General features: G+C 62.3%; 22 protein-coding genes. 13 read left to right on the top strand and 9 right to left on the bottom strand.

Annotated elements, in window-relative coordinates; genetic code table 11:
* The first annotated feature begins 242 nt into the window (after nucleotides 1-242).
* From WN72_RS13595 to WN72_RS13560, 8 genes are all read left to right on the top strand, one after another.
* The gene (locus WN72_RS13595) at nucleotides 243-1,892 is read left to right on the top strand and encodes an ABC transporter substrate-binding protein (RefSeq protein WP_208617484.1); all 1,650 of its coding nucleotides are present in this window, start codon (nucleotides 243-245) and stop codon (nucleotides 1,890-1,892) included.
* 213 nt (nucleotides 1,893-2,105) lie between these two features.
* A complete protein-coding gene (locus WN72_RS13590) occupies nucleotides 2,106-3,701 on the top strand; it encodes an ABC transporter substrate-binding protein (RefSeq protein ID WP_208617483.1) in 1,596 nt (531 codons plus the stop codon).
* On the top strand, nucleotides 3,698-4,705 hold the full coding sequence (locus tag WN72_RS13585) for an ABC transporter permease (RefSeq protein ID WP_092214416.1): 1,008 nt from the start codon (nucleotides 3,698-3,700) through the stop codon (nucleotides 4,703-4,705). Before WN72_RS13590 ends, WN72_RS13585 begins: the two co-directional genes overlap by 4 nt.
* Entirely contained in the window at nucleotides 4,702-5,538 is an 837-nt protein-coding gene (locus tag WN72_RS13580; protein WP_092214414.1) for an ABC transporter permease, read from the top strand. The genes WN72_RS13585 and WN72_RS13580 overlap by 4 nt, the downstream gene beginning before the upstream one ends.
* Nucleotides 5,535-6,578, top strand: coding sequence for an ABC transporter ATP-binding protein (locus WN72_RS13575; protein WP_244553701.1), 1,044 nt, complete (start codon nucleotides 5,535-5,537; stop codon nucleotides 6,576-6,578). The genes WN72_RS13580 and WN72_RS13575 overlap by 4 nt, the downstream gene beginning before the upstream one ends.
* Nucleotides 6,538-7,515, top strand: a complete 978-nt coding sequence (locus tag WN72_RS13570; protein ID WP_092214412.1) for an ABC transporter ATP-binding protein — start codon at nucleotides 6,538-6,540, stop codon at nucleotides 7,513-7,515. Before WN72_RS13575 ends, WN72_RS13570 begins: the two co-directional genes overlap by 41 nt.
* 239 nt (nucleotides 7,516-7,754) lie before the next feature.
* Complete coding sequence (locus WN72_RS13565) at nucleotides 7,755-8,447, top strand: nitroreductase family protein (RefSeq protein WP_283807127.1); 693 nt, start codon at nucleotides 7,755-7,757, stop codon at nucleotides 8,445-8,447.
* Nucleotides 8,448-8,586: 139 nt separating this feature from the next.
* Complete coding sequence (locus WN72_RS13560; protein WP_092214409.1) at nucleotides 8,587-10,197, top strand: ABC transporter substrate-binding protein; 1,611 nt, start codon at nucleotides 8,587-8,589, stop codon at nucleotides 10,195-10,197.
* 20 nt (nucleotides 10,198-10,217) lie between these two features.
* Here WN72_RS13560 and WN72_RS13555 read toward each other — a convergent pair whose 3' ends face one another.
* A complete protein-coding gene (locus WN72_RS13555) occupies nucleotides 10,218-11,102 on the bottom strand; it encodes an alpha/beta fold hydrolase (RefSeq protein WP_092214407.1) in 885 nt (294 codons plus the stop codon).
* Between the two features lie 35 nt (nucleotides 11,103-11,137).
* On the bottom strand, nucleotides 11,138-11,275 hold the full coding sequence (locus WN72_RS13550) for a hypothetical protein (protein ID WP_167380729.1): 138 nt from the start codon (nucleotides 11,273-11,275) through the stop codon (nucleotides 11,138-11,140).
* Nucleotides 11,276-11,370: 95 nt separating this feature from the next.
* Here WN72_RS13550 and WN72_RS13545 point away from each other — a divergent pair, with 95 nt between their 5' ends.
* A complete protein-coding gene (locus WN72_RS13545; protein WP_167380728.1) occupies nucleotides 11,371-12,321 on the top strand; it encodes an aliphatic sulfonate ABC transporter substrate-binding protein in 951 nt (316 codons plus the stop codon).
* A 58-nt stretch (nucleotides 12,322-12,379) separates the two neighbouring features.
* Here WN72_RS13545 and WN72_RS13540 read toward each other — a convergent pair whose 3' ends face one another.
* Nucleotides 12,380-13,759 (bottom strand): LLM class flavin-dependent oxidoreductase, encoded by a 1,380-nt coding sequence (locus tag WN72_RS13540; RefSeq protein ID WP_092214403.1) that lies wholly within the window; start codon nucleotides 13,757-13,759, stop codon nucleotides 12,380-12,382.
* Here WN72_RS13540 and WN72_RS13535 point away from each other — a divergent pair.
* From WN72_RS13535 to WN72_RS13525, 3 genes are all read left to right on the top strand, one after another.
* Nucleotides 13,719-14,333, top strand: coding sequence for a hypothetical protein (locus WN72_RS13535; RefSeq protein ID WP_167380727.1), 615 nt, complete (start codon nucleotides 13,719-13,721; stop codon nucleotides 14,331-14,333). The genes WN72_RS13540 and WN72_RS13535 overlap by 41 nt on opposite strands.
* Nucleotides 14,334-14,653: 320 nt before the next feature.
* The gene (locus WN72_RS13530) at nucleotides 14,654-15,463 is read left to right on the top strand and encodes a MetQ/NlpA family ABC transporter substrate-binding protein (protein ID WP_092214399.1); all 810 of its coding nucleotides are present in this window, start codon (nucleotides 14,654-14,656) and stop codon (nucleotides 15,461-15,463) included.
* 13 nt (nucleotides 15,464-15,476) lie between these two features.
* Nucleotides 15,477-16,733, top strand: a complete 1,257-nt coding sequence (locus WN72_RS13525; RefSeq protein ID WP_092214397.1) for an amidohydrolase/deacetylase family metallohydrolase — start codon at nucleotides 15,477-15,479, stop codon at nucleotides 16,731-16,733.
* Between the two features lie 97 nt (nucleotides 16,734-16,830).
* Here the strand turns inward: WN72_RS13525 and WN72_RS13520 are convergent, their stop codons facing one another.
* From WN72_RS13520 to WN72_RS13500, 5 genes are read right to left on the bottom strand one after another with little or no spacing between them, the layout of a single operon-like run.
* Nucleotides 16,831-18,186: an LLM class flavin-dependent oxidoreductase gene (locus WN72_RS13520; RefSeq protein WP_208617482.1), complete on the bottom strand. Its 1,356-nt coding sequence runs from the start codon at nucleotides 18,184-18,186 to the stop codon at nucleotides 16,831-16,833.
* A gap of 19 nt (nucleotides 18,187-18,205) precedes the next feature.
* The gene (locus WN72_RS13515; protein WP_167380726.1) at nucleotides 18,206-19,288 is read right to left on the bottom strand and encodes an LLM class flavin-dependent oxidoreductase; all 1,083 of its coding nucleotides are present in this window, start codon (nucleotides 19,286-19,288) and stop codon (nucleotides 18,206-18,208) included.
* 14 nt (nucleotides 19,289-19,302) lie between these two features.
* Nucleotides 19,303-20,073 carry an ABC transporter ATP-binding protein gene (locus tag WN72_RS13510; protein WP_092214904.1) on the bottom strand — a complete coding sequence of 257 codons (771 nt, stop codon included), beginning with the start codon at nucleotides 20,071-20,073 and terminating at the stop codon, nucleotides 19,303-19,305.
* Between the two features lie 23 nt (nucleotides 20,074-20,096).
* The gene (locus WN72_RS13505) at nucleotides 20,097-21,095 is read right to left on the bottom strand and encodes an ABC transporter substrate-binding protein (protein ID WP_092214394.1); all 999 of its coding nucleotides are present in this window, start codon (nucleotides 21,093-21,095) and stop codon (nucleotides 20,097-20,099) included.
* A 54-nt stretch (nucleotides 21,096-21,149) separates the two neighbouring features.
* A complete protein-coding gene (locus WN72_RS13500) occupies nucleotides 21,150-21,989 on the bottom strand; it encodes an ABC transporter permease (RefSeq protein ID WP_092214392.1) in 840 nt (279 codons plus the stop codon).
* Between the two features lie 161 nt (nucleotides 21,990-22,150).
* Here WN72_RS13500 and WN72_RS13495 point away from each other — a divergent pair, with 161 nt between their 5' ends.
* Entirely contained in the window at nucleotides 22,151-23,191 is a 1,041-nt protein-coding gene (locus tag WN72_RS13495; RefSeq protein ID WP_092214902.1) for an aldo/keto reductase, read from the top strand.
* A gap of 72 nt (nucleotides 23,192-23,263) precedes the next feature.
* On the opposite strand, the gene WN72_RS13490 is transcribed toward WN72_RS13495, so the two are convergent.
* On the bottom strand, nucleotides 23,264-24,019 hold the full coding sequence (locus WN72_RS13490; protein WP_092214390.1) for a carbon-nitrogen hydrolase family protein: 756 nt from the start codon (nucleotides 24,017-24,019) through the stop codon (nucleotides 23,264-23,266).
* Nucleotides 24,020-24,443 lie beyond the last annotated feature (424 nt).

Here is a 24,443-nt window from a genome sequence, read left to right as displayed (position 1 = left end):
TCGCCGTAAACGAGCTAAGACAACGATGCGCCCTGCACTCGCCTCATCGCAGTGTAGAATTGCGAGTCTCTCATCGCGAGAAAACGAATTCATCGCGCGCAGTTGATTCTGCGAACTTAACGCTCGTCTCATTTGCATTTTGCAGCAGTGTTACTCTTATTGCAGTCGCTCCGTTGACACCGCCTTCGCTGTCCTCCACGCTTTGCGAGACTGAGTGACAATGCGAGTAACCCGTCGGAAGAATGCTGCGGGTGTCAGGAAGATGGAGAATGACGGGATCGCGGCCTTCCGGTATCGGACGCCGGCCATTCATCGGCGGCGCAGTCGCCGCGGCGGCTTTTTCCAAGGGGGCGTTCGGCGCGCCGACTGCGTTTGCTCAGGCGGAGGGGCCGCAACGTGGGGGCACGCTGAAGATCTTGCTTCGCCAGGATCCGCCCGCGGTGATATCGGCGGGTAACGCGTCCGGTCCATCGAAGCTCATCAGCGGCAAGATCATCGAAGGCCTGCTCACTTACGATTTTGCCCTCAATCCGCAGCCGCATCTGGCGACGGCCTGGCAAATCAGCCCGGACAAGCGTGAATTCACCTTCACATTGCGCCAGGGCGTGAAATGGCATGACGGACGGGACTTCACCTCCGAGGACGTCGCCTTCTCGATCCGACTGGCTGCGGAGATTCATCCGACGGGCCGTGGCAACTTCCGGAACCTGACCGAAATTCGTACGCCCGCCCCGCACACCGTGACGGTCGTACTGTCGCAGGCCAGTCCCGCGCTGCTCACGGCCTTCTCGGGGACGGAGACAGCCATCGTTCCCAAACATCTCTATGACGGCACGGACTATTTTAACAACCCGATCAATGCCAGGCCAATCGGCACCGGGCCGTTTCTCTTCAAAGAATGGGTTCACGGCAGTTTTATCCGGCTGGAGCGGAATCCCGCCTATTGGGATCAGCCCAAACCTTATCTCGACGGCATCGTCGTGCGCATCGTGCCGGACATGGCGGCGATCGCGATTGCGCTCGAGACCGGCGAAGCCGATATTGGCTACAATACCCCAATCCCGCTCGCCGACCTGGAACGCTTCAAAACGTTTCCGCAGATCGGCATCGAAACGCGCGGATACGAGGCCGCGGGCGACTGGACCACGCTCATCTTCAATCTCGACAATCAGTATCTGAAGCAGCTCCCGGTCCGCCAGGCCATTGCGCATGCGATCGATCGTGACGCGGTATTGCAGCTGGGATGGCGTGGATATGGCACGATCGCCACCAGCCCGATCACGAAGTCGCTGGGTCGCTATGCCGCACGCGACGTTCCCGTTTATCGCTTCGATCCCGCGGCGGCCGAGCGGCTGCTCGACGAAGCCGGCCTTCCGCGCACCGGCAATGGCGTGCGCTTCGGCCTGACGCTCGATCCACTGCCCTCGACTGAAAGCTTCCGCAACGTGGCCGCCTATATCCGCCAGGCGCTCGGCAAGGTCGGTATTGCCGTGACCGTCCGCGCGCAGGAATTCGGCACCTATGTCAAGCGCGTCTACACCGATCGCGACTTCGACTTTGCCTATGCATGGCTCATCAACGGGACCGACCCCTCACGCCTGCAAACCTACTATTCGTCGAAGAGCTTCAAGCCCGGCGTGCCATTCTCCAATGGAGCGCATTATCAAAACGACGAAGTTGACCGGCTGCTCGACGCCGGCGCGCTGGAAGTCGACGATGCGAAGCGAATCGAAATCTATGCCGAGGTCCAGCGCATCCTCGCCCGTGAGCTCCCGGGCCTCGATCTGGTCGCCCAGCAGGTCTTCACCGTCTACAACAAACGCGTGCACGATCACACCATCAACGCGGACGGCCTGCAGAGCACGCTTGCAAGCGCCTTTATTCGGGCTTGAGGAAAGGGTGTCGCAGCTTTGTCCAAGCTCGCGACCAGAGCGAAAAATGAAATAGCTACTGCCAGTGCTCGCGAAAGCATAGTGCAGCCAGGCTTGCACTTCATTTGAAAGACCGTTTCCTTGACGGTCTCCGATAGCGACACGTAACCTTCTCGCTATCGCGCAGTGCGCAAATCCAAGCGCGGCAGCGTAAGCAATTCGAGAGAGCGTTAGATGATCAGGATGATGAGCGTGTTGACGCTCGCCGCGGTGCTGGCGACGTCGGGTCCGACTTCAGCGGAGGAGAAGGAGACGCCAATCCGTGGCGGCACGCTCAATTCGATCGTCCATCCGGAGCCTCCGATTCTCTCGCCGCTCCTGAACACGGCCACGCCGATCGTGCTGGTCGCAACCAAGATCAACGACGGTCTCGTCGACTACGCACTGGACGGCAGCATCAAGCCCCAGCTCGCAGAAAGCTGGGACTTCTCAAAGGACGGTCTGACGCTGACCTTCAAGCTGCGCAAGGGCGTCACTTGGCACGACGGTCACCCCTTCACTTCGGCGGACGTCAAGTTTTCGATCGAGGAAGGGCTGCTGAAATACTCCTCGGCGGGAAAGCGCATTTTCCAGACCTTGTCGAAGGTGGAGACGCCGGACGAGCAAACGGTCATCCTGACTCTGTCGAAGCCGACGCCGGTGATCTACCGCAACTTCAACGCTCAGGCATTATGGCTGCTGCCCAAGCATCTTTATGAAGGAACGGATATCCGATCCAATCCATGGAATGCCAAGCCGATCGGGACGGGCCCTTTCGTGTTCAAGGAATACGTGCGCGGAAGCCATATCGCGCTGGACCGCAATCCCAACTATTGGGACGCCGGCAAACCCTATCTCGACCGTGTCGTCTTCAAGATCATCCCGGACGCTGCCGGCCGCGCCGCCGCGTTCGAGACCGGTGCCGTGCAATTCGGCCAGCAACATCCGATCACCTTCGCCGATGCCGAACGGTTGAAAAAGGACGGCCGTTTCGTCGTCGATACGCGTGGCTACGAATTTTCGCCGACCTGGTTTTGGCTCGAGCCGAATCACAAGAACCAGTATCTGCAGCATACCAAAGTGCGCCAGGCGATTGCCCATGCGATCGACCGCGGCCTGCTGCTGAAGACGGTGTGGGGCGGCTACGGCAAGGTCGCCGACAGCCCGATCCCCTCGGCGCTCAAGCCGTTCCATCTCGGCGAGGGTTTGCAGCAATACCCGTTCGATCCCAAAAGAGCCGAACAGCTTCTCGACGAGGCGGGCTTTCCGCGCAAGGAAGGCGGTTGGCGCTTCAAGTTGACGCATGATTTCATTCCATACGGCGACGACTACCGCCGTACGGGCGAGTTCGTCCGCCAGTCGCTGCGCCGCGTCGGCATCGACGTCACTCTCGGTAGCCAGGATCTGACGACCTGGCTGAAGAGCGTCTTCACCGATTACAATTTCGACCTGATCAGCTCCTGGGGCAACGCCGGTGCCGATCCGCAAATGGGAATCGAGACGCGTTTCTGGTCGAAGGCCCGCATGCCCGGCACCTCCTGGGTCGTCGTCTCCGGCTACCAGAACGACGAGCTCGACGCAGCGGTCGAAGACGCCCAGACCCAGATCGAACCGCAGAAGCGCGTCGAGGACTACAATACGCTGCAACGCATCGTGCAGCGTGATCTGCCGCTGATCCCGCTGTTCGAGATCGACTGGTTCTCGGTCTACGACAAGCGTCTGCACGGCCTGACCAACACTCCCAACCAGCGCGCCGACAATTTCGCCAACGTCTATTTCGCTCCCGAATGAGCTCTGCTGGCCAATCTCGATCGCTGTTGCGATATGTCGCGCGCCGAGTCTTGCTCGCAATCCCGCTGATTCTGGGAATCATCGCCTTCAACTTCTTCCTGCTGCAACTGGCTCCGGGCGATCTCGCCGATGTGGTCGCCAGTGAACAGGGTGGAGCTGCGGCGGATGCGGGCTATGTCCAGGAGCTGCGCAAGGCCTTTGGCCTCGACCTGCCGATTCTGCTCCAGCTCTGGACCTATCTGAAGAATGTCGCGACCCTCGATTTCGGCTTCTCACACCGCTACGGCATTGCCGTGACAGAGCTGATCACCGCCCGGCTGGGCGGCACGCTGCTGCTTGCCGCGACCAGCCTCGTCATCGCGGTCATTCTTGGAACAGTGCTCGGCCTGCTGGCGGCCCGGCGGCCGGGAGGCGTCATCGACAGCGTCGTTTCGATCCTGGCGACGCTGGCCTACTCCGCCCCGCTGTTCTGGGTCGGGCTGATGCTGATCGTGTTCTTCGGCGTCTATCTGCAATGGCTGCCGACCGGCGGTATGCAGGAGGTGACGAAGGTGCCCCTGCAAGGCTTGGCACTGCTCATCGACCGGCTGCACCATCTCATCCTGCCTGCAACGACGCTCGCGCTGTTCTTCATGGCCATCTATGCAAGGATGACCAGGGCCTCGATGATCGAAGCCATGAGCCAGGACTACATACGAACGGCTCGGGCCAAGGGCCTGCGCGACCGCCGCATCATCTTCCGTCACGGCTTCCGCAATGCGCTACTGCCGCTGGTGACGATGATCGGCCTTCAGGCCGGTACCCTGCTCGGCGGCTCCGTCGTCGTCGAAACAGTCTTCGCCTGGCCGGGCATGGGCAGGCTCGCCTTCGAAGCGGTCAGCAACCGCGACCTCAACCTCCTACTCTCGATCATGCTGCTCAGTTCCTTCGTCGTCGTCGCCGTCAATCTCGTCGTCGACATCCTCTACGCATGGCTCGATCCGCGCATCGAGGTGGGTGCATGAGCTCGACATCCGTCGTCCGTGCCGTCCTGGCCTCGCCGGCAGGCATTGCCGGAAGTCTCGTGATCATCGGTGTCCTCGCTGCCGCGACGTTGGCCCCCTTTCTCTATCCCGGCGATCCCTCGGACATGGTTGCTTCGCCCTTCATCTGGCCGGGCAACGATCCTGAGTTTCCGCTCGGCACCGATCTGATGGGCCGTGACCTGACCGCCGGCCTGTTTCACGGTGCCTCCGTCTCGCTGATGGTCGGAGCCGTCGCTGCCGCGATCGCCCTGGCGATCGGTGTCAGCCTGGGCGCTGTCGCCGGTTACTACGGCGGGTGGATGGATGACCTGATCATGCGGATCACTGAGCTGTTCCAGACCATGCCGGCTTTCCTGCTTGCCATCGTCATGGTCGCGGTTCTCAACCCGTCGATCTACACCATCATCCTGGCCCTCGGGATCACCGCCTGGCCCGGCATCGCGCGGTTGACGCGCGCGGAGGTGCTCGCCCTGCGCAACCGCGATTTCGTCCAGGCGCTGATCGGCATGGGCATGTCGGATTGGCGGATCGTGCTGTTTCACGTCGTCCCCAACGCACTGACCCCGGTCATCGTCGCGGCCTCCATCCTGGTGGCGACCGCGATCCTGTCCGAAGCCGGCCTCTCCTTCCTCGGTCTGGGCGATCCTAACCATGTGAGCTGGGGCACGATGATCGGCGCCGGACGTGATGCCTTGCGCACGGCTTGGTACCAGACCGCGATCCCGGGCCTCGCGATCATGATCACGGTGCTGGCGCTGAACCTTCTCGGCGATGCGCTCAACCATGCGCTCAACCCGAGGCTACGACGGTGACCACGCCTTCCCATCTGCTCGAGGTCGCAAATCTGGACATCACGCTGCGGCGTGGACGGACGCTCCTGCCCGCGGTCGCCGACCTTTCCTTCGCGATTGCGCGCGGCGAGACCCTGGCGATCGTCGGCGAGTCCGGTTGCGGCAAGAGCATCAGCATGCTGTCCCTGCTCGGCCTGCTGCCGAGGCGGGACTGGGAGGTTCGCGGAAGGGCACTTTTCGACGGCGCGGACCTCATCGCACTTCCCGACAAGGAGCTGCGTCGTATCCGCGGCAATCGCATCGGATTCATCTTCCAGGATGCGATGGCAGCGTTCAACCCGGTCCTGCCGATCGGATTGCAGATTGCCGAGGTGCTGACCAGCCATTCCTCCATCTCGTTCGCAGCCGCGGAGAAGCGCGCCGTCGAACTTCTGGCATTGACCCACGTGCCCGATCCGCACCGGCGCGTGCACGACTATCCGCACCAGCTCTCCGGAGGTTTGCGCCAGCGCGCCATGATCGCGATGGCGCTCGCCTGCGATCCGCGGCTGCTGATCGCAGACGAACCCACCACCGCGCTTGATGTCACCATCCAGGCCCAGATCCTCGATCTGCTGCTGGAGATCCAGCGCGAGCGGCAGATGGCGCTCATTCTCATCACCCATGATCTTGGCGTTGTCGCCAACATGGCCGACCGGGTCCTGGTGATGTATGCCGGCCGCAAGGTCGAAGAGCAGCCGGTCGATACGCTCATCACCGCGCCGACGCATCCTTACACGCGAGGCCTGCTTGCAGTCCGCCCCCGCCTCGGCCGCGAGAGCAACCGCCAAAACCGTCTTGCCGCCATTCAGGGGGCGGTGCCGGCGCTCGGCGCCTGGCCGGACGGCTGCGCGTTTGCGCCTCGTTGCCCGTCCGCCGAATCGCGGTGCCGGGTCTCACGCCCGTTACCGATCCATTTCGAATCGCTCACGCTGTCCTGTCACGTCGTTGCCGACGAGAGGCGCGGCGTGCACTCCAAGGATGTCTCCGGTGCTGCAGAAGTCGCCTACGAGAGCAACTGATCTGCTCGCGATCGAGCACCTGTCGGTTGCCTTCGCCACGCCTCGTGGTCGATTGCAGGCGGTCAACGACGTCTCGCTGACGGTTGCGCCCGGTGAAACGCTGGCGCTGGTCGGCGAATCCGGCTGCGGGAAATCGACGCTCGGCCGCGCCATCATGGGCATCGTCCCGCCGAGCAGCGGGGCGGTCAAGCTCGAGGGCGTCGATCTGGTGCCGCTTCGCCGTTCGGCGCGGTTGCCGTACCGGCGTGCCGTGCAGATGATCTTTCAGGATCCGTTCGGGTCGCTGAACCCGCGCCAGCGCGTCGGCGACATCATCGCTGATCCTCTCCGGGTTCATCGGTTCGGTGATCGCAAGGCGATCAGGGCCAGGGTCCTCGAGCTGCTCGACCTCGTCGGATTGCCGGCGGCGGCCGCGGCGCGCTATCCGCACGAATTCTCCGGCGGTCAGCGCCAGCGTATCGGCATCGCCCGCGCCCTGGCGCCCAGGCCCGATCTGATCATCTGCGACGAGCCGGTGTCCGCGCTCGACGTCTCGATCCAGGCGCAGATCCTCAATCTGCTCGCCGATTTGCGCGACGAGCTCGGCGTCTCCTACCTCTTCATCAGTCACGATCTCGCCGTGGTGGAATTTCTCGCGGACCGGGTCGCGGTGATGTATCTGGGACGCATCGTCGAGGTCGCGCCGCGCGGCGACCTGTTCGCGCGGCCCGCACATCCCTACACCCGCGCACTGCTCGACGCCGTGCCCCGCATCGAGACCCGCAAGGCGAGCCCCGAGCCGCGACCGGTGCAGGGCGACGTTCCCAGCCCCTACGCATTGCCGGCCGGCTGCGCCTTCCAGGCACGATGTCCGCTCGCGCGAGAACGTTGCCGAGGGGAAACCCCGGCCCTGGAGACTGTTGCGACAGGACACGCCGTGGCGTGCTTCTTCCCATGAAGCTCCGCTCCTAACGCAATACCGCCAACCAAGGCCGACCCTGTCGAGGCGCGCCTCAGCACGCTTGCAAGAAATTGTTCTGCATGCGGCCAAATGGAAAATGTCGTTCTGAAGAATTCGCCGTAGTCGCAGCGATCCTGCCAAATTGGACTCCTTCGTGAGTCTGATGTGTCCCGCATCGCATGGACCGTGATATTTGCGATCGTCTCCCATGCTCCAAATGTTTCGAGAAAGTTACCGTGACAGTCCAAGCATCGCTGCAAACGAGTCGTGTCGCTGACCACCCCGCCGAGCGCATCTTCATCGATCGTTGGTCCCCCAGAGGATTTTCCCAGGAGCAGATATCGGAAGGCGAGCTGCGCACATTGTTCGAAGCCGCCAGATGGGCCCCCTCTGCCTACAACTCTCAGCCATGGCACTTTCTCTACGCCCTGCGAGGCGATGCGGAATTCGATGCCTTTCTCACTCCCTTGATCGAATTCAATCGCGGATGGGCCCAGCATGCAGCGGCGTTGATCTATCTGCTGTCCCGGAGGGAATTCACGCCGCCGGGCAAGACCGAAGCGCAATTTTCGCGAACCCATTCGTTCGATGCGGGTGCCGCATGGGCCAATTTCGCCAATCAGGCCGCGATCGGCGGCTTGGCGGCTCACGGCATGAGCGGGATCGACGTCGACAAGGCGCGCGCCGTCCTCGGCGTCCCCGAGGGGTTCGATGTCGAAATCGCGATCGCGCTCGGCCGCAAGGGCGACGGGGCGCATCTGGCGCCGGCTCTCCTTCAGCGCGAGCAACCGAGCTCGCGCTCATCCGTCGGCGAGTTCGCCGCGCACGGTCTGTTCCCGAGCGTTTCGCGCCCGCGCGATGACCGGCCTGTCCAAGCTCGGGACCTTTGTCATCGAGCTTCCCCGGGGGCGTCGAGGCGTCGAGGTTGATCTTGCCTGCGATCAACCCCTCTCCGCAGAACTTCATCTCCGGACGCGAGGAAATACAAAATTGACCGGGCGTGCCGCTGCGCAATAGCTTCCTTCTGCATTGCCGAAGTTCAGCGCGCGATGACAGAAGGTTTGCCAGATGGTGACGACGACTAACGATGACGTTCGCGGGCTCATTGATCGCCGGCGCGTTCTGAAGGCCGGCGCCGGCGCGATCGCGCTGCCGTTCGCCGGTTCCCCCGCGCGCGCCGAGGCACGGCGCGGCGGAACGCTGACCGTGATCACGCAAGGAGAGCCGCGCACGCTCGTACCCTTGCTCGACACCAACACGCAGACCCGCAATATCAGCACCAAGGTCACCGAAGGCCTGCTGACTTACGACGCCGACTTCACGCCGCGCCCCCTGCTGGCGACGGCCTGGAACGCGAGCGCGGACGGGCTTGAATACTCCTTCACTCTACGTCCCGGCGTCAAATGGCACGACGGCGTCGATTTCACCTCCGCGGACGTCCAGTTCTCGCTGCAAGCCCTGCAAAAGGTCGGGCCGCGCGGCCGGATCAGCTTCGCCAATCTCGATCGTGTCGAGACGCCGGATGCCCTGACCGCCGTGGTCAAGCTGTCGAAACCGACGCCCTATTTCCTCAAGGCGCTCTCGGCGGCGGAATCCCCGATCATCCCGCGTCACGCCTATCAGGCCGACAATCTCGACGGCAGCCCCAACAACAACGCACCGATCGGGACCGGACCGTTCATTTTCGACGAGTGGAAGCGCGGCAGCCATGTCAGCCTGCGCCGCAATCCAAACTATTGGCGGCCCGACCGCCCTTATCTGGACCGCGTCGTCGTCAAATTCGTTGGCGATCCGGCCGCAGCCTCCACGGCGCTTGAAACCGGAGAGGCCGACACCAGCGCCAGCATCTCGCTCGCCGACGTGAAACGACTGACCGAGAGCGGAAAGCTCATCGTATCGTCACAGCGAGACGCCTATCTCAACAACGCCGCAGTGCTGGAGTTCAGCCTCGACAACCAGTATCTCGGTCAGCGCGCCGTGCGGCATGCAATCGCGCGATCAATCGACCGCGATTTCATCCGTCAGTGGATCTATTATGGCTATGCCAGCGAGATCCGTTCGCCGATTCCCGAGGTGCTGCCGGCCTATTTCGACCCGACCAGCTTCAACCATCCCTTTGATCTCAACGAGGCCAACCGCCTTCTCGATGACGCCGGGTTGAAACGCGGCAGCGGCGGCATCCGGTTTGCGCTGAAGCTGACTTTCATCCCCGGGGCGGCGTTCAAGGCGACTGCCGGCTATCTGCGATCTGCTCTCGGCCGCGCCGGCATCCGGGTCGATATCCTGGACGGCGATTTGGGAACCTTCATCAAGCGGGTCTATAACGACCGGGATTTCGACATCAACCTGAACGGGCTCGGCCTGCTGTTCGACCCGACGGTCGGCGTGCAACGCATCTACTGGTCCGACGGGATCAAGCACCCGCTGCCCTATGTCAACGCCGCCCATTACAACAATCCGGCCGTCGATGAGCTGTTCCGGCAAGCCAGCACCGAGCGCGACGAAGCCCGACGCGCCGATCAATTCCGCCAGATTCAGAAGATCACCAGCGACGACCTGCCGGCGTTGCCGCTGGTGGCGCTGAACACGACCGTCGTCAGCAACGCTCGTGTCCACGACCTCTACAACAGCGTCGACCTGACCGCGGGCGACTTTTCCGACGCCTGGCTCGGTGGGTGATCAGAGCTTCCTGATCTCAATTAGCCAAGCCTCTTGCGTGCGAGAAACGGACGGACCGCATCCAGCACGGCTTCAGACTGTTCTTCCGGCTGAAGATGGCCGCCGGGAATGGCCCAGCCGTCAACGTCGCTGGCCCAGTTCTTCCAGATCTGAAGCGTTGTATTGGTATCGCTCAACCGGCCCTCTTCCCACAGCACGAGCACCGGGCAATCAAGGACCCTTCCGGCAGCGCGGTCAGCGAGATCATGCTCATGGTCTATGGTCGCGCCGGCCCGATAATCCTGCATCATCGCGTGCCGCACCTCGGGTCGACGAAATGCCTCGCGATAGGCAGCACGGGCGTCGTCCGACACGGCGCCCGCATCCCTGGCCATTCTTTGCAGCGTCCAGTCCAGGAAGAAGTCGGGATCGCCGCTCAACAGCCGTTCCGGCAAGTCATAGGGCTGAGCGAACAACAGCCAGTGATAGGCCCCGAGCGCGAAATCCTTGCCGGCGCGCGCCCACATCTCGCTGGTGGGAATGACGGTCAGGGACACATAGGCTCGGACGACTTCGGGGTGATCCAACGCCATACGGTATCCGACGCGCGCACCACGGTCGTGCCCGATGACGGCGAAGCGGTCGAACCCGAACTGCTTCATCACGGCGAGCTGATCGCGCGCCATCGTGCGCTTGGAATAGGCCGATGCGTCGGCCTGCTGCGGCCCGCGACCGTCGCCATAACCTCGCAGGTCCGTCGCGACGACGGCGTAGTCGCGCGCCAGAACGGGAGCGATGTGACGCCAGGCGATGTGGGTCTGCGGATAGCCGTGGAGCAGAAGCAGTGGAGGACCGCTCCCGCCGATGAACGAAACGATCGTCGCATCTTCGGTCTGGACATCGTAGCGCTGGAAACCGTCGAGCATGGCAGCCTGTCCCGTGATCCCCCTATGGACGCCTGTTAGTCGATCTTCACGATGTCCGCCAGGGAAACCGTCGTCGACCGCGCGGCTGCCTCCGTTTCCATTCGCGCGGCACCGGTCGCGGCGGTAGAGGTTTGTTGCCCTGTGCAGCCGGATTTTGGAATGGCATCGGGCATCGGCTTGACGTCTGCTGTGGATCGCATCGTCATGCCTGCGGCGATGATCGAAATGCCGATGGCTCGGCTATCGTCTACAAGGAATGGTCCCGACCATGATCAGCCGCCGCCTCTTCGTTTCCGGATTGACCGCGTCGGGCATTGTGGTCGGCGCACAGCCAGCTCGCAGCGGATCGATCGAAACCCTGACGCTCGGATTCCAGAAGACTGGAATCCCGCTGGTCGCGCGCCTCCTCAAGATCTTCGAACGGCGTTTCGAGAAACGAGGCATCGCGGTCAACTGGGTCGAATTCACTTCGGGGCTGAATCTGCTGCAGGCCATGGATATCGGCAATGTCAGCTTCGGCAATGCCGGAAATGTCGGCTGCATCTTCGTGCAGGCCTCCGGAGGACAGATCGTCTACCTCGCAGGGCAGCCCTCGGGACCGAAGAGCGAGGGCATCTTGGTCAAGGGCAGCTCGCCGATCCGGTCCATTGCCGACCTGAAGGGCAAGAAGGTCGGCTACGCCAAGGGCTCGAGCTCGCACAACCTCATCGCCGCCGCGCTGGAGCAGAACGGGCTGTCGATTGCCGACATCACCTCCGTCAGCCTGGGTGCCGCCGACGCCGCCCTCGCCTTCGAGAATGGCAGCATCGACGCCTGGGTCGTGTGGGATCCCTATTTCGCCCTTGCGCAAGCCCGTTCGGAAACGCGGGTCCTCACTTACAGCGGCGACATCCTCCCCGACAATGCCAGCTTCCTCCTGGCAAATTCCACGTTCGCGAATAGCCATCCCGAACTCGTTCGCGATCTCATCGACGGTTCTGCCGAGGCGGGCGCATGGGCAAAGGCCCATCTCGACGAGGTGAAAGCCGCACTTTCACAGGCGACGGGGATCAATCCAAAAGTCCTCGCGGAGGTCAACGCGCGCGCCAGCTTCGACGTGGTCCCGCTCAGCGACGCGATCCTGTCTCAGCAACAGAAGACGGCCGATCGCCTGACGAGGCTCGGCGTGGTGCCGAAGCAGATATCGGTGCGCGACATCGTCTGGCGGCCGCCGGCTTGACGACGGCCGCAAACCGCTTTCATTGCCCATCCAGGCATCGTAATGGCGGCCCTCTCGCCTATTCCGCAGCGCTCTGACGCGCGCCGGGCTGGAAGGCTCCGGCCGCGTGCCGGGCGGGCAGCCGGTCTCCTTGACCGAACAGCTTATGACGCAAAGAGCCTTCCGAATACGCGGTCTTGTAGAGACCGCGGTTCTGAAGTTCGGGGACCACGATATCGATGAAGTCCTCATAGCTCTCCGGCACAACGATGCGGCTGAGATTGAAACCGTCGACATCCGTCTCATCGATCCAATTCTGAAGCTCATCGGCAATCGCCGGTCCGTCGCCCGTAATCGCGGCATGGCGCCCACCGAGGGCGAGCTCCTTGAGGAGATCGCGCTTCGTAAGGCCCCTTTGCGCGGCCGCGGCCGTCGCCGACTGGATCGCGTTGCCGGGCGCGTAAGGAATGGGTTCGTCGAGCTCGTAGCGGGCGAAATCGATGCCGGTCGAGGCGGAGAAATGTGCCAGTCCCGCCTCCGGGCTGGCGTAGCGCAGATACTCGTCGCGTTTTTCGCCGGCCTCGGCCGCGGTCCGGCCCGGCACCACGGCGATGCCGACAAAGATCTTGATGTCGCCGGGACGGCGTCCCGCGCGTTCGGCCTCAGCCCGGATCGCACGGACTGCATTCCGGGCCGTTGGCTTGTCGCGGGCAGAGATGAAGACGCATTCGGCGTGCTGACCAGCGAAAGTGCGGCCCCGCGGTGAGGTGCCGGCCTGGTAGAGCACCGGCGTACGCTGTATCGACGGCTCTGCAAGATGGTAGCCCTCGACGTCGAAAAACTCGCCGCGATGCGAGATCGGCCTGACCTTGTTGGGATCGGTGAAAACGCGCGCCGCCCGATCCCGGAGGACAGCATCGTCATCCCAGCTTCCCTCCCAGAGCTTGTAGAGGACCTCGAGATATTCGTTGGCATAGTCGTAGCGGCGGTCATGCTCGGGGAGATGTCCGTCGCCCTTGCCGCGATGCGCGCTCTCCAGATAGCCGGTGACGATGTTCCAGCCGATGCGTCCTCGCGTCAGATGATCGAGGGTCGAAAAGCGCCGGGCCAAGGTATAGGGCGCTTCATTGTGCACGTTCACGGTGATGCCGAAGCCCAGATTCGTCGTGACCGCCGCCATGGCCGAGACGAGCAGGATCGGATCGTTCACGGGAAGCTGTACGGCCTCTCGCGCCGTCAGATCGATCCCGCCGCCGTAGACGTCATAGACACCGATGATATCAGCGATGAATATTCCGTCGAAGAGGCCGCGCTCGAGCAGCTTCGCTTGATCCGTCCAGTAGGCCAGCGTGTTGTAGTCGGACGAACGGTCACGCGGATGCGTCCAGGCTCCGTGGTTGATATGGCCGACACAGTTCATGTTGAAGGCATTGAGGAGAATTTGTTTCTTCGCGGCCATCAGGGCGCTCCTTGTGATGATGAATGTCGGCCGTTGGGCCGAGCTGGCAAATGGAGCACCGATCCGCGCCCGCCTGTCGCGCCGCTGGCTTCACTTGCCAGCGGCTTCCGCGCATTGCGCGGAATTATCCAATGGCCTCGGATCTCTTCGGCTGCAACTGCCGTCGGATCGCCTTCTCTGCATCCTGGGGCGAGCGAAACGACCGCCCGTTCAAGCGACTGAGGTCATGGAGTGCCGACTGAAAGCGGTAGCGCTTCCCGTCGCGAACGACGAACCCGACGGATCGGGATTGCAGCTCAATGGCAAAGGCAAGGGACATGATTGCATGCTCGCCAATTCAGATGATTGGCGTCTCCGATCATTGATGCCGATGCCGCGCATTGTCCGGCCGATCCTGCCGCCGCTGTCGCGCCCAGAGCGGCAGGGCTCGCGGCCGATCCGTACTCTGCGAAACATCAATACAATCAATATCCGTCCGACAGCTTGTCGAAGTCAATGCATCCGTGAATATAGCACGCCGCGTGTTCTTCAGTGGCCGTATCGCAGGCGCGATATGCCAAGCCATCACGAATAATCGGAAAATTAATCGTTGCCGCGATGAGCATTTCCGCGTGCTGCCATCGCGCCCTCCCTGAATGTGCCGCAGATCGCCAGCGCTCGCGGGACGACCACGATTCTCATCGACGGTACGACGACATGACCGGCGGATAAATAATCCATCATCCAGTGACGCCACTTGAGCGGCATCCTCTCCCAGGCCGCACATTCACAATTCCATTTCATTGACGCAGTCGACCGCGCCGACCGATCATGCGCGCGGCCCGATCGGCTGCTCCATGGCGCGGCCGGCGGTCGTGTTCTCCCCTAAACCATCTGCTTCGAGACTTGCATCACATGAAATCTCTTCCACGCTTTCTGGTCATCGCTCTGTCAGGTCTTACGCTCCTTGCGCACGCCACGCCTTCCGCTGCCGCCGACAAGGTGCTCAAGGTCGGCGTTTCGGCCGGTCCTTATGGCGATATCCTTCGCGAGGCGGCCCGACTGTCCGAGAAGGAGGGCTTGAAGGCCGAAATCATCGAATTCAGCGACTGGAACCAGCCGAACGCTGCGCTACAGTCGGGCGACATCGACCTGAATAACTTCCAGCACCGGTTCTACCTGGCCAACCAGATCAAAGCGCGCGGCTACAAGCTCGTCCCACTCGATGAATCGATCCTGGTGCCGGCCGGCATCCATTCGAAGAAATACGCCAAGGCATCGGACATACCCGACGGCTCCAAGATCGCGATTCCGAACGACCCCACCAACGCGGCACGTGCGCTGCTGTTGTTCGAGAAGGCTAGTCTCCTTAGGTTGAAGCCGAACGCAGGCTTGTCCGCGAGCACTCTGGACGTGGTCGAGAATCCCAAGAAGCTGCAGATCCTCGAAATCGACGCCGCCCAATTGCCCCGGTCGCTTGACGACGTCGCCGCAGCCTTCGTCTCCTCCAACTACGCCTATCTCGCTGGCCTCGACCTCAACAAGGCTCTTGTCGCGGAAACGACCGATGCCCAGGCCAAGCCGTATTTCACGCTGGTCTTCGCCGCGCGCGAGGATCGCAAGGACGATGCGCAAATCCAGCAATTCATCGGGATCTACAGGTCGCAGCCGGTAAAGGACTTCATCGGCAAGAAGTTCAACGGCTCGATCCTGGCGGCGTGGTAAGCGGAGAAGCGACATGCGTCATCCAACACGCCGCGATTTCCTCACCGGCGCCGCGACCGTCCTCGGCGCGGCAGCAACCGGAGCCGGCACCTCCTTCGGCGATACGCCGCAGACCTTCGACCTCGTCATCCGCGGCGGTGAAGTCATTGACCCCAGTCAGGCGCTACGTGGCGTCCGCGACATCGGCATTCGCCTGGGCCGGATCGCCGCGATCGAACAGACGATCGATCCGGCTCTCGCGAAGCGCTCGATCGACGCCAAGGGCAAGATAGTCACGCCCGGTCTGGTCGATCTCCATGCGCATATCTACCCATACGGCTCGGCAATCGGCATTCCGCCGGATGAGCTTGTGCCGTTCTCCGGGACGACCACTTACGTGAGTGCCGGCGACGCAGGGGCGAACAATTTCTCCGCATTCAAGCGCGCCGTCGCCGCACAATCACGCAGCCGCGTATTCGCTTTCGTCAATATCTCGACCATCGGCCTCGCGGGCTTCCCGGTCGGCGAAACCGTCAACATCAAATACGCCGACGTCGACGCGACCGCGCTGGCCATCGCCGAGAACCAGGACATCGTCCTTGGCGCCAAGGTCCGGGAAACCCTGGCGCTGGTGGGAGACAATGGAATCGAGCCGCTCAAGCGCGCCATCCAGGCGGTCGAGCGTTCTGGAACGAATGGGCGGGTGATGTGCCATATCGGCGATGCGCCCGGAGATCTCCAGGTCCTCGTCAACGCGTTGCGCCCCGGCGACATTCTCACCCATCCGTACAGCAGTCTCGGCAACAACACGGTGCAGAACGGCAAGGTGCTGCCGGCGCTGCTGGAGGCCAAGAAGCGCGGCATCCTGATCGACGTCGGCCACGGCGCGGGCAGTTTCAACTTCGATATCGCGGAAGCCGCAATCCAGCAGGGGCTGACATTCGACACCATCTCCAGCGACGTCCACGTCGTAGCCGCCAATACGCCGAGCCAGCCCTATCTGCCCTGGGTGTTGAGCAAGTTTCTAGCGTTGGGCTTCTCGCTCGAAGACGTCATCGCGGCTGCCACCATCAGGCCGGCCACCATCATCGGCAAAATCCCGAAGCTCGGCACCTTGCAGGTGGGAGCGCCCGGAGATGTGTCCATCCTCGAGCTGATCGAGGGTCCGGTCCAGCTGCTCGACACGTCGAACAACCCCCGCACCGGAAAGGCCTATCTCAAGGCGGTGCAGACCGTGCGAGACGGCGTCCCGTTCGGGCGGCCCTACCAGTTGCCGTTCTCCGTGAACTGATCTCGATCGCGACCGCACCAGAGGACGCTCATCGCCGGCCCTGCCAGGGCCGGCGACGAGGTCCGACGGATTGGCGCAAAAGACGGCCAATCCAGGTTCAATTGCGCGATGCGTTCGAATTGATTGGAGCCGGCTTTGCCAAGCCCAGATGATCCCGAAAGGTCGAACCGGAATATTCGGTTCGGTAAAGACCGCGCCGCTGCAACTCGGGCACCACAAGGCTGGTAAAGGCCTCGACGGATTCAGGGACGTAAGGGGGGAAGATATTGAAACCGTCGGCGGCCCGTTCATCGAACCAGAGCTGGATGTGGTCGGCCACCTCGACCGGATCGCCGACGACAGTGGCGCCGATGCTGATGTGGCCGATGATGAGGTCACGATAGGTCAGGCGCCTGGCGCCCCTCACGTCGCGCCGGGTGAGGCGCGTGACATGCGCAAACAGCCGCTGGCCCTCTTCGTTGGCTTCGGCCAGCACCACGGGGTCGACGGGCGCATCCCGGTCCTGACCGGCGATGTCGACCCCGATCACGGTCGACACTGCCGTGAGGTTGCGACGTTTCCCCATTCTGCCGAGAGAGCCGTAGCGGCTCGCCTCGCCGCCGTCGCCCTCCGGGTCGAGCGCGATGAACGAGTTGAGATGGTCGTATATCTCAACAGCCTTTGCGGTCGTTTCGGCAACGACCGGGGTCAGCCCGGGCAGGATGGCGATGTCGGCATCCGTCCGACCATATTTGCCGGCCCTGGATTTGACGTCCGCATAATAGGCCTTCGCGCTTTCGATCGTGGCTTGTCCAGCGAAGATGACATCAGCATCGCGCGCGCCGAGCTCGCGCGAGCGATCGGAGGTGCCGGCATGCAGGATGACCGGGTGGCCCTGAGGCGGGCGCCTGATGTTGAGCGGTCCGGCGACATCGAAATACCGCCCCTTATGATTCAGCGGAGTATTCGCGTCGCTATCCCAAAGTCCCCGGACCACGGTGACAAATTCGTCCGCCCAGTCGTAGCGCTTCTCGGTATCCCAGTGATCCTCGCGCGAAAAATTGCCGGCCGCGATTGCGTCCGCGCCCGTCACCAGATTCCAGGACGCGCGGCCCTGGCTCAGGTGATCGAGCGAGGCGAACATCCGAGCGAGATTGTAAGGATCGTAGTAAGTCGGGTTAGCCGTGACGACGATACCAATATGGCTGGTTGCCGACGCCAGGCTCGCACCGGACACGAAGGGCTCAAGGCGAGACATCTGCGAAGGATTGGTGGTCTGCAAGCCTGGATCGCTCGCCAGCCGGTCGCCCAGAAAGAGAAAATCGAACTTGGCCGCTTCCACCAGTTGGGTCACCCGCTGCAGGAACTCGATGTCGAAGGCGGCTCCCGCATGGGAGGAAGGATACCGCCAGCCACTCGGGTGCGTACCGCCGGCCCAGAACATCAGGCCGAAATGGAGTTCTCGCTTGGACATAATGGCGCTCGCAGGATGGTCAGGCTGCCGGCCGTCGGGCCGGCTGTTCAAAGATATTGCGCGGCCGGCTCAGACCGAGCCGCTCGCGCAAGGTGGCGGCCCCTGTGCCAGCTACCAGTCGCTGCCGGCGCACAAGCTCCGGCACCACCTCCCGGGAGAAGACATCGAGCCCGCTGCGCAGCACGCGAGGTGCCAGCACCACACCGTCCAAAGCCACCGCATTTGCCAATGCCTCGATCTGATCGACGATCTCCGTCGGAGACCCGGTGACATAATTGGCGACAGGCGCTTTCGATGCGCCCGCCCCCGGCTCCCGCCCGACGAACGGAACGATTTCGGCAAACAGCCGCACCTCTCGCTGTTCGCGGCGCGCAGCCCTTGCGGCGCCAAGCACGATGTCACGCAAGGTCACGATACTCCCCGCTGTCTCTGCTCCGAGGATGGCGACGTCAGCATGTCGGCCCGCGAAGTCCGCCGACGGCTTGTCCACGACGCGATGAGCAAGGATGACCTGGCCTTGCGGAGGACGCGCGACGTTCAGCGGCCCCTTGACGCTGAAAGCCGGACCCACATGCTCGATCGGATGGATCCTGGTCCCGTCAACGAACACGCCGCTTTGCTTGTCCCGAATGAAGGCATCATCCTCCCAGCTGTCCCAGAGCCTGCGCGCGATGCCGAGGATTTCATCGGCCCGCCCGTAATGGGCCTCCGGTGCAGCAGCGCCCTGCCCGTAATTGGCGCCGGCAGGATCGACCGCGCCGGTTGACACGAGCCAGCCCGCACGCCCATGCGTGACGTGGTCGAGCGAAGCGGCGAGCCGCGTGACATTGTACGGCTCGACATAGCTCGTATTGGCCGCGGCGATCAAACCGATGTGGCGCGTCCTGGTCGCCAGGAAAGACGCGGTCGTGAATGCCTCGCTACGAGCGGGCTCCGTACGGCCGACGCTGTCGTCGACCAGCAGGAATGTGAAGCCCCCACTTTCCAGGCCCTGCGCCAAAGCTGTCAGGTGAAGAGGATTCAAGGGATCGAAGCTTTCGTCGTGCGTCTGGTGTCCGGCTTCAGGCGCGTAGAGAAAGCCGAGGTGGAGCGGTCTGGCCATCATGGTCTCCGATATCAGGCCACGGTTGCTGTCTGCGCCGGCTCCAGCGCCCGGAGCGCGTCATAGATCCGGGCTTCGCGTTGCAGGAGCTCGATCTCCCCACGCTGGCGCGGGCGCGGCAGATCGAGGGTAACGATCTCCGCAATCCGTCCGGGCCGCGGTGACAGCAGCACGATACGATCGGCAAGAAACACGGCTTCGCCGACGTCATGCGTCACGAAAACGATCGTCTTCCGGCGTTGCTGCCAGATGCGGATCAGGTCCTCCTGAAGCTTGTTGCGGGTGACGTAGTCCACCGCACCAAAAGGCTCATCCATCAGCAGAACATCGGGATCACCGACGAGCGCGCGTGCGATGCCGGCACGCTGCTTCATGCCGCCGGAGATCTGATGCGGAAACTTGTCGCCGAAGCCGTCGAGACCCACGAGGGACAGATGCTCGTCGACCAATCGCCGGCTCTGCTCCTTTTCCAATCCGCGCAATTCGAGACCCAGTCCGACATTGGCCGCAACCGTGCGCCAAGGGTAGAGCGAAGCATCCTGGAACACCACGCCGAGCTCCCCGCCCGGACCCGCAATCGGCTTGTCACGAAAACGTGCCGAGCCGGCACTTGGCTGCTGGAGACCGGCGAGGATTTCCAGGAGCGTGCTCTTGCCGCAACCGCTGGCGCCGAGAAGGACAATGAACTCACCCTCTTCGACCGAGAAGCTGATGTTGCTGAGCGCATGGACCGGGGGCGCGCCCGGATAGACCTTATCGAGAGACCTGATCGTGAAGGCAGGCATGTCTTTGCGCTCCTGCTTGCCTCTCACTGCGCCTTGCGCGCGGGATAGACGAACGGCTTCACGTAGTCCTGAGGAATGAAACGGGTATCGATGTATTGTGCGGCGTCGTAGAATTCTTTCTGGTTGCCGACGTCGATCTCCAGGTGCTGCGTGTCGTGAATCGCCTTTGGATCGACTGCCGGATTGGCGTCCCAGACATCGTCCTCCTGATAGATTGCGCGCTTCACGGCCTCCGGATTGATTTTCAATCGGGCCTGCAGCCAGGGGAGATATTCGTCGTAATGCGCCTTGGCATAAGTATAGGACTTGAAATAAGCCCGTAGCCCTCGTCGAAGCAGATCGGGATCCTTGGCGAGCACGGCATCGCCGGCGATCAGAACGCCGGTATGATAGGTCGGAAGATAGTCCCAGGCGCGCGCGAGCGTGGACGACACACCCTCGATTTCGCCGAGGGCCGCGAAAGGCTGATGAATGATGGTCGCGTCGACCTGCTTGGTTTCGAGCGCGCCATACGCTTTTTCGGTCGCGCCCGCGGCAAAAAGCGTCACGTCTCGAGCGGGATCAAGACCTTCGGCTTTCAGGAGATAACGGGCCACCGACGCGAGATTGCCGCTCGTGTCCGGTCCCACGCCGATCGTCTTGCCTTTCAGATCGGCGAAGGAATTGATGCCCTTCCTGGCGATCAGGAAGTAAGGCCCCTTCGAGCGGAAGGCTGCGGAGACGATCTTGATGGGCGCGCCCAGGGCTGCCGCACGCAGATAGACGCTGGTTGGACCGAAGGCAAAGGTCACATCGCCTCGCGACGTCGCGGTGACGGGGTCCTGCGTGCCGACGAATTCCACGTTCAGCCCCTCCTCGGCGAAAAATCCCTTCTCGACGCCGAAGACGATGGGCTGCTGCGTATAGCTCGTCGTATCCTGTAGCTTCAGGGTCTTCTTCTCTTGCGCGCTGGCCGACACGCTGAGGCCAAAGGTGAGCGCAGCTACGCCAAGAAGACGAGCCGGAAGGCTTGTTAGGAGCATGATCGTTCCTTCGAGTGCATGGGGAGCGGGAAAACGTGTGACCAGCACGGTTGGTCAGACGTATTTCCACCTGAGCAGAACACGCCTCTCGAGCAGGTCGACCAGATAGATGATCAACAATGCGATCGAGGTGACGAGAATGACGAGAGCGAAGACACCGGCCGTGTCGTAAATGCCCGAGAGCTTGTTGAGAAGATTTCCGACCCCCGCCTTGGAAGCGACGATCTCGGCAAAAAGTGTCGCGAGCAGACAGGTCGCCGCCTCGATGCGTACGGCCGCCATGATCGATGGCGTGGCCGACGGCAGCACGACCTTCCAGATGATCTGGCGGCGGCTCGCCCCGAGCGTCCGCGCGACCTTGATATGATTGTCCTGGACCTGCCTGATGCCGGCGATCGTATTGAAGACGAACAGGAAGTAGCAAAACAGAAAGATGATGAACACCTTGTGCTCGAAGCCCAGACCCAAATAGAGCGTGAGCAGAGGAATGATGGTGACCTTGGGAATAGCCATCAACCAGACCAGGAAGGGGTTCAGAAACTGATGCACCTTCGGAAACAGCCCCATTGCAATCCCCGTCGCGATGCCGAGGACCGCGCTAAGTCCCACGCCAACTCCAGCTTCCGCGAGCGTGATCGACAGGTGAAAGAGTAGATTTTCCCTGGTGAAGAGCTGAGGAAAGGCAGCGACGATCTGCGTCGGTGATGCCAGGTAGATTCGCTTTACTGCGCCGCTATCGACCGCGATCTGCACACCGAGCAGGATCACTGCGACGACCAGAATCTGAACGATGGGAATCCAGGGAAGCTTGGCGATCAGAGAGGCCGACCTCGTGCGACTGTGCTTCCGGTCAGCCTGAACATCAACAACAGTTTGAATCGACTCGACTGACATAGCCATGCCTTGATACGGAACGAGCGAACATCACGCGCGCGAATGTGTCCCTGCAGCGAAAGCAAACTAGACCAATTCGGCAGACAAAATATTCCATAGTTTGAACCCGCGCGTGATGACGCATCTCGGAACAGGCCCTGCGACAGTGAAGGAATATGCAGATGAAATACGGGACGCTCGCAAGCACCGGAATTCAGGTGTCGCGAATCGCCTTCGGGTGTTCAAGCTACGGATCGAAGGACTGGATGCCGTGGGCGCTGAGCGAGGAGGAAGCGCAGGACCATTACCGCTGTGCCTTCGAAGCCGGCTTCAATTTTTTCGACACCGCCGACTCGTATTCGTCCGGCCTCAGCGAAGAGATCCTTGGCCGGGCTGTGAAGCGCTTTGCTGGAGGGCGGGACCAGGTCGTCATCGCCACCAAGGTCTTTTTTGCAACGGGGGGCGGCACCAATCAGAAAGGACTGTCGCGCAAGCACATCCGGCATGCGATCGACGACAGCCTGCGCCGGCTTGGCACCGACTATGTCGATCTCTACCAGATCCATCGTCTCGATCCCCTGACGCCTTACGAGGAGATTCTCGAGGGGCTTGATGCCGTGGTCCGTGCCGGAAAGGCGCTCCACATCGGCTCATCGAGCATGCACGCCTTCCAATTCGCCAAGCTGCAGGCGCTTGCTCAGGCCAACGGCCTGGCAAAATTCGTCACCATGCAGAACAAGTACAATCTTCTCTATCGCGAAGAGGAGCGAGAGATGATTCCCCTCTGCCTTGATCAGGGCGTTGGAATCATTCCTTACAGCCCCCTTGCAAGGGGACTGCTCGCCGGCAGCCGACGCGGCGATACCGAGCGGTCACGCGTCGTGAAGGACTTCTCGCGGCCGGAAGATGACGCAGTGATCGACGGCGTGTTCACCGTGGCGAAGGCTCGCGGGTGTAAGCCCGCCCAGGTCGCACTCGCCTGGTTGCTGCACAACCCCGCCGTGACGGCCCCCATCCTGGGCGCGACCAAATCTCACCACGTCGATGATGCCGTGGCGGCGCTCGATATCCGATTCACCGACCAAGAGCTCGACACGCTCGAAGCGGCTTATCGGCCGCAGCAAGTTCAACATGACCGAAATGAGCAGCTTCAATCAGGCCAGACCGCGGCCGCTGACCTCAAACATCTGTTTCGCAGGTCCGCCGGCCGACAGGGAGGATAAGGCGACCTCTGAGGGCTTCAATCAAAGCGAGATATGCGAGGGCTTTCCACCGTCGCCCCCCTCCTCCGACCCTCAATCTCTCACGTTGCGTGGATAGGTCTGTTTGGCCCCATCGGCCACCGACAGATCGATATCGAGGAAGATGATCGGACTATTCTCGCTGGTGCGCGCCAGGATGTCGCCATCAGGTGCGACGATCCAGCTTCCACCAGCGAGGTCGCCACCGCGGCGGTTGGCCGTGACGACGAATGCGCCGGCTGCAATGGCCGCCATCCGCGTCGCGACCTCCCAACGGGAATGCCCGCCGGTTGCCCGCGGCGCCGCGATCACCTGCACACCGGCCTGTCCAAGACGCCGTGCTGCCCCGCTCACCATGATCTCGGTGCACACCAGCTCGGCATAACAGAGCTCGTCATCTTGAATTGAATCAACGCGCTGAGGGCCGCGATCGAACCAAGTTGCCTCCCATCCCCCTTCCTGCTCCGGAAGCCATCCCTTAGGCCGACCGCGTCGCAATCCCATCTCCGGCTTCCAGAGAAAGGTCTCATTCCAGCGCCGTCCGTCGGCCTCGACTGCGCGCGTGCCCAGAATACGCCTTGCGCCAAGGCGCCTTAATTCATCTGCAATGCCTGCGTGGGCGGTAACGGCCTCTCGCCAGGCGATGTCATCGAACGTTGGGCTTGCCCAGAAGCTGCCGACGCCGGCAAGTTCGGGAAGCACGAGAAGATCGACCGGCTCGGCGAAAAGCGCATCTTGAAGGCAGTGCCAGGCAGCCTTTGCCGCATCGGCTCGATCGGGAAACTCGCACGTCGCAATTCGGAAGCCCATCGTTCTCTCCACATTGGACCGATCTTGTGTCAGACAGGGCGACTTTGACCAGTGGCTCGAATGCCGAACTTTCTGAAGATTGTGCCACGCGGCCAGCCAGTCCCGCCTATCTCCGTCCGATGTGCCACGACAAAGGCCCGCTTCGCGGTTGGGCCGAGATAGCCAGCCGTGGCTGCAGCCAGGGATTCCGTCAACCGGCGCAACGCCGCAGCAGCTCCCGATTGCAGCCTCCTCTCCGCAGCCAGACCACAGCCAAGTACGCGTGCGCTTGCAGGTAATCGGCGCGGCGGTAGCGCAGACTTGAGCCAGACCGACGCACAAGTCTCCAACATAAACGACGTCACCGAGCAAGTGGAAGAATTTCTCTCAAGGCAACGTCAACGGTTCTTTCCAGATCGGCGAGCTTGGCGATCCGTCCAGTCAC

It is taken from the genome of Bradyrhizobium arachidis, from assembly GCF_015291705.1.
Classification (GTDB): Bacteria; Pseudomonadota; Alphaproteobacteria; order Rhizobiales; family Xanthobacteraceae; genus Bradyrhizobium; species Bradyrhizobium arachidis.
Note: the sequence above shows the minus strand (reverse complement) of the source record. Positions and strands in the feature narration are given on the sequence as shown.

Coding starts and splice junctions, on each gene's coding strand:
- WN72_RS13595 (WP_208617484.1), top strand. CDS start 243: ATGCTGCGGGTGTCAGGAAGATGGAGAATGACGGGATCGCGGCCTTCC.
- WN72_RS13490 (WP_092214390.1), bottom strand. CDS start 24,019: ATGGGCTTCCGAATTGCGACGTGCGAGTTTCCCGATCGAGCCGATGCG.
- WN72_RS13530 (WP_092214399.1), top strand. CDS start 14,654: ATGAAATCTCTTCCACGCTTTCTGGTCATCGCTCTGTCAGGTCTTACG.
- WN72_RS13495 (WP_092214902.1), top strand. CDS start 22,151: ATGAAATACGGGACGCTCGCAAGCACCGGAATTCAGGTGTCGCGAATC.
- WN72_RS13570 (WP_092214412.1), top strand. CDS start 6,538: ATGTCTCCGGTGCTGCAGAAGTCGCCTACGAGAGCAACTGATCTGCTC.
- WN72_RS13590 (WP_208617483.1), top strand. CDS start 2,106: ATGATCAGGATGATGAGCGTGTTGACGCTCGCCGCGGTGCTGGCGACG.
- WN72_RS13535 (WP_167380727.1), top strand. CDS start 13,719: ATGTTGAAGGCATTGAGGAGAATTTGTTTCTTCGCGGCCATCAGGGCG.
- WN72_RS13550 (WP_167380729.1), bottom strand. CDS start 11,275: ATGCCCGATGCCATTCCAAAATCCGGCTGCACAGGGCAACAAACCTCT.
- WN72_RS13525 (WP_092214397.1), top strand. CDS start 15,477: ATGCGTCATCCAACACGCCGCGATTTCCTCACCGGCGCCGCGACCGTC.
- WN72_RS13515 (WP_167380726.1), bottom strand. CDS start 19,288: ATGGCCAGACCGCTCCACCTCGGCTTTCTCTACGCGCCTGAAGCCGGA.
- WN72_RS13500 (WP_092214392.1), bottom strand. CDS start 21,989: ATGTCAGTCGAGTCGATTCAAACTGTTGTTGATGTTCAGGCTGACCGG.
- WN72_RS13545 (WP_167380728.1), top strand. CDS start 11,371: ATGATCAGCCGCCGCCTCTTCGTTTCCGGATTGACCGCGTCGGGCATT.
- WN72_RS13585 (WP_092214416.1), top strand. CDS start 3,698: ATGAGCTCTGCTGGCCAATCTCGATCGCTGTTGCGATATGTCGCGCGC.
- WN72_RS13510 (WP_092214904.1), bottom strand. CDS start 20,073: ATGCCTGCCTTCACGATCAGGTCTCTCGATAAGGTCTATCCGGGCGCG.
- WN72_RS13560 (WP_092214409.1), top strand. CDS start 8,587: ATGGTGACGACGACTAACGATGACGTTCGCGGGCTCATTGATCGCCGG.
- WN72_RS13505 (WP_092214394.1), bottom strand. CDS start 21,095: ATGCTCCTAACAAGCCTTCCGGCTCGTCTTCTTGGCGTAGCTGCGCTC.
- WN72_RS13580 (WP_092214414.1), top strand. CDS start 4,702: ATGAGCTCGACATCCGTCGTCCGTGCCGTCCTGGCCTCGCCGGCAGGC.
- WN72_RS13520 (WP_208617482.1), bottom strand. CDS start 18,186: ATGTCCAAGCGAGAACTCCATTTCGGCCTGATGTTCTGGGCCGGCGGT.
- WN72_RS13555 (WP_092214407.1), bottom strand. CDS start 11,102: ATGCTCGACGGTTTCCAGCGCTACGATGTCCAGACCGAAGATGCGACG.
- WN72_RS13540 (WP_092214403.1), bottom strand. CDS start 13,759: ATGGCCGCGAAGAAACAAATTCTCCTCAATGCCTTCAACATGAACTGT.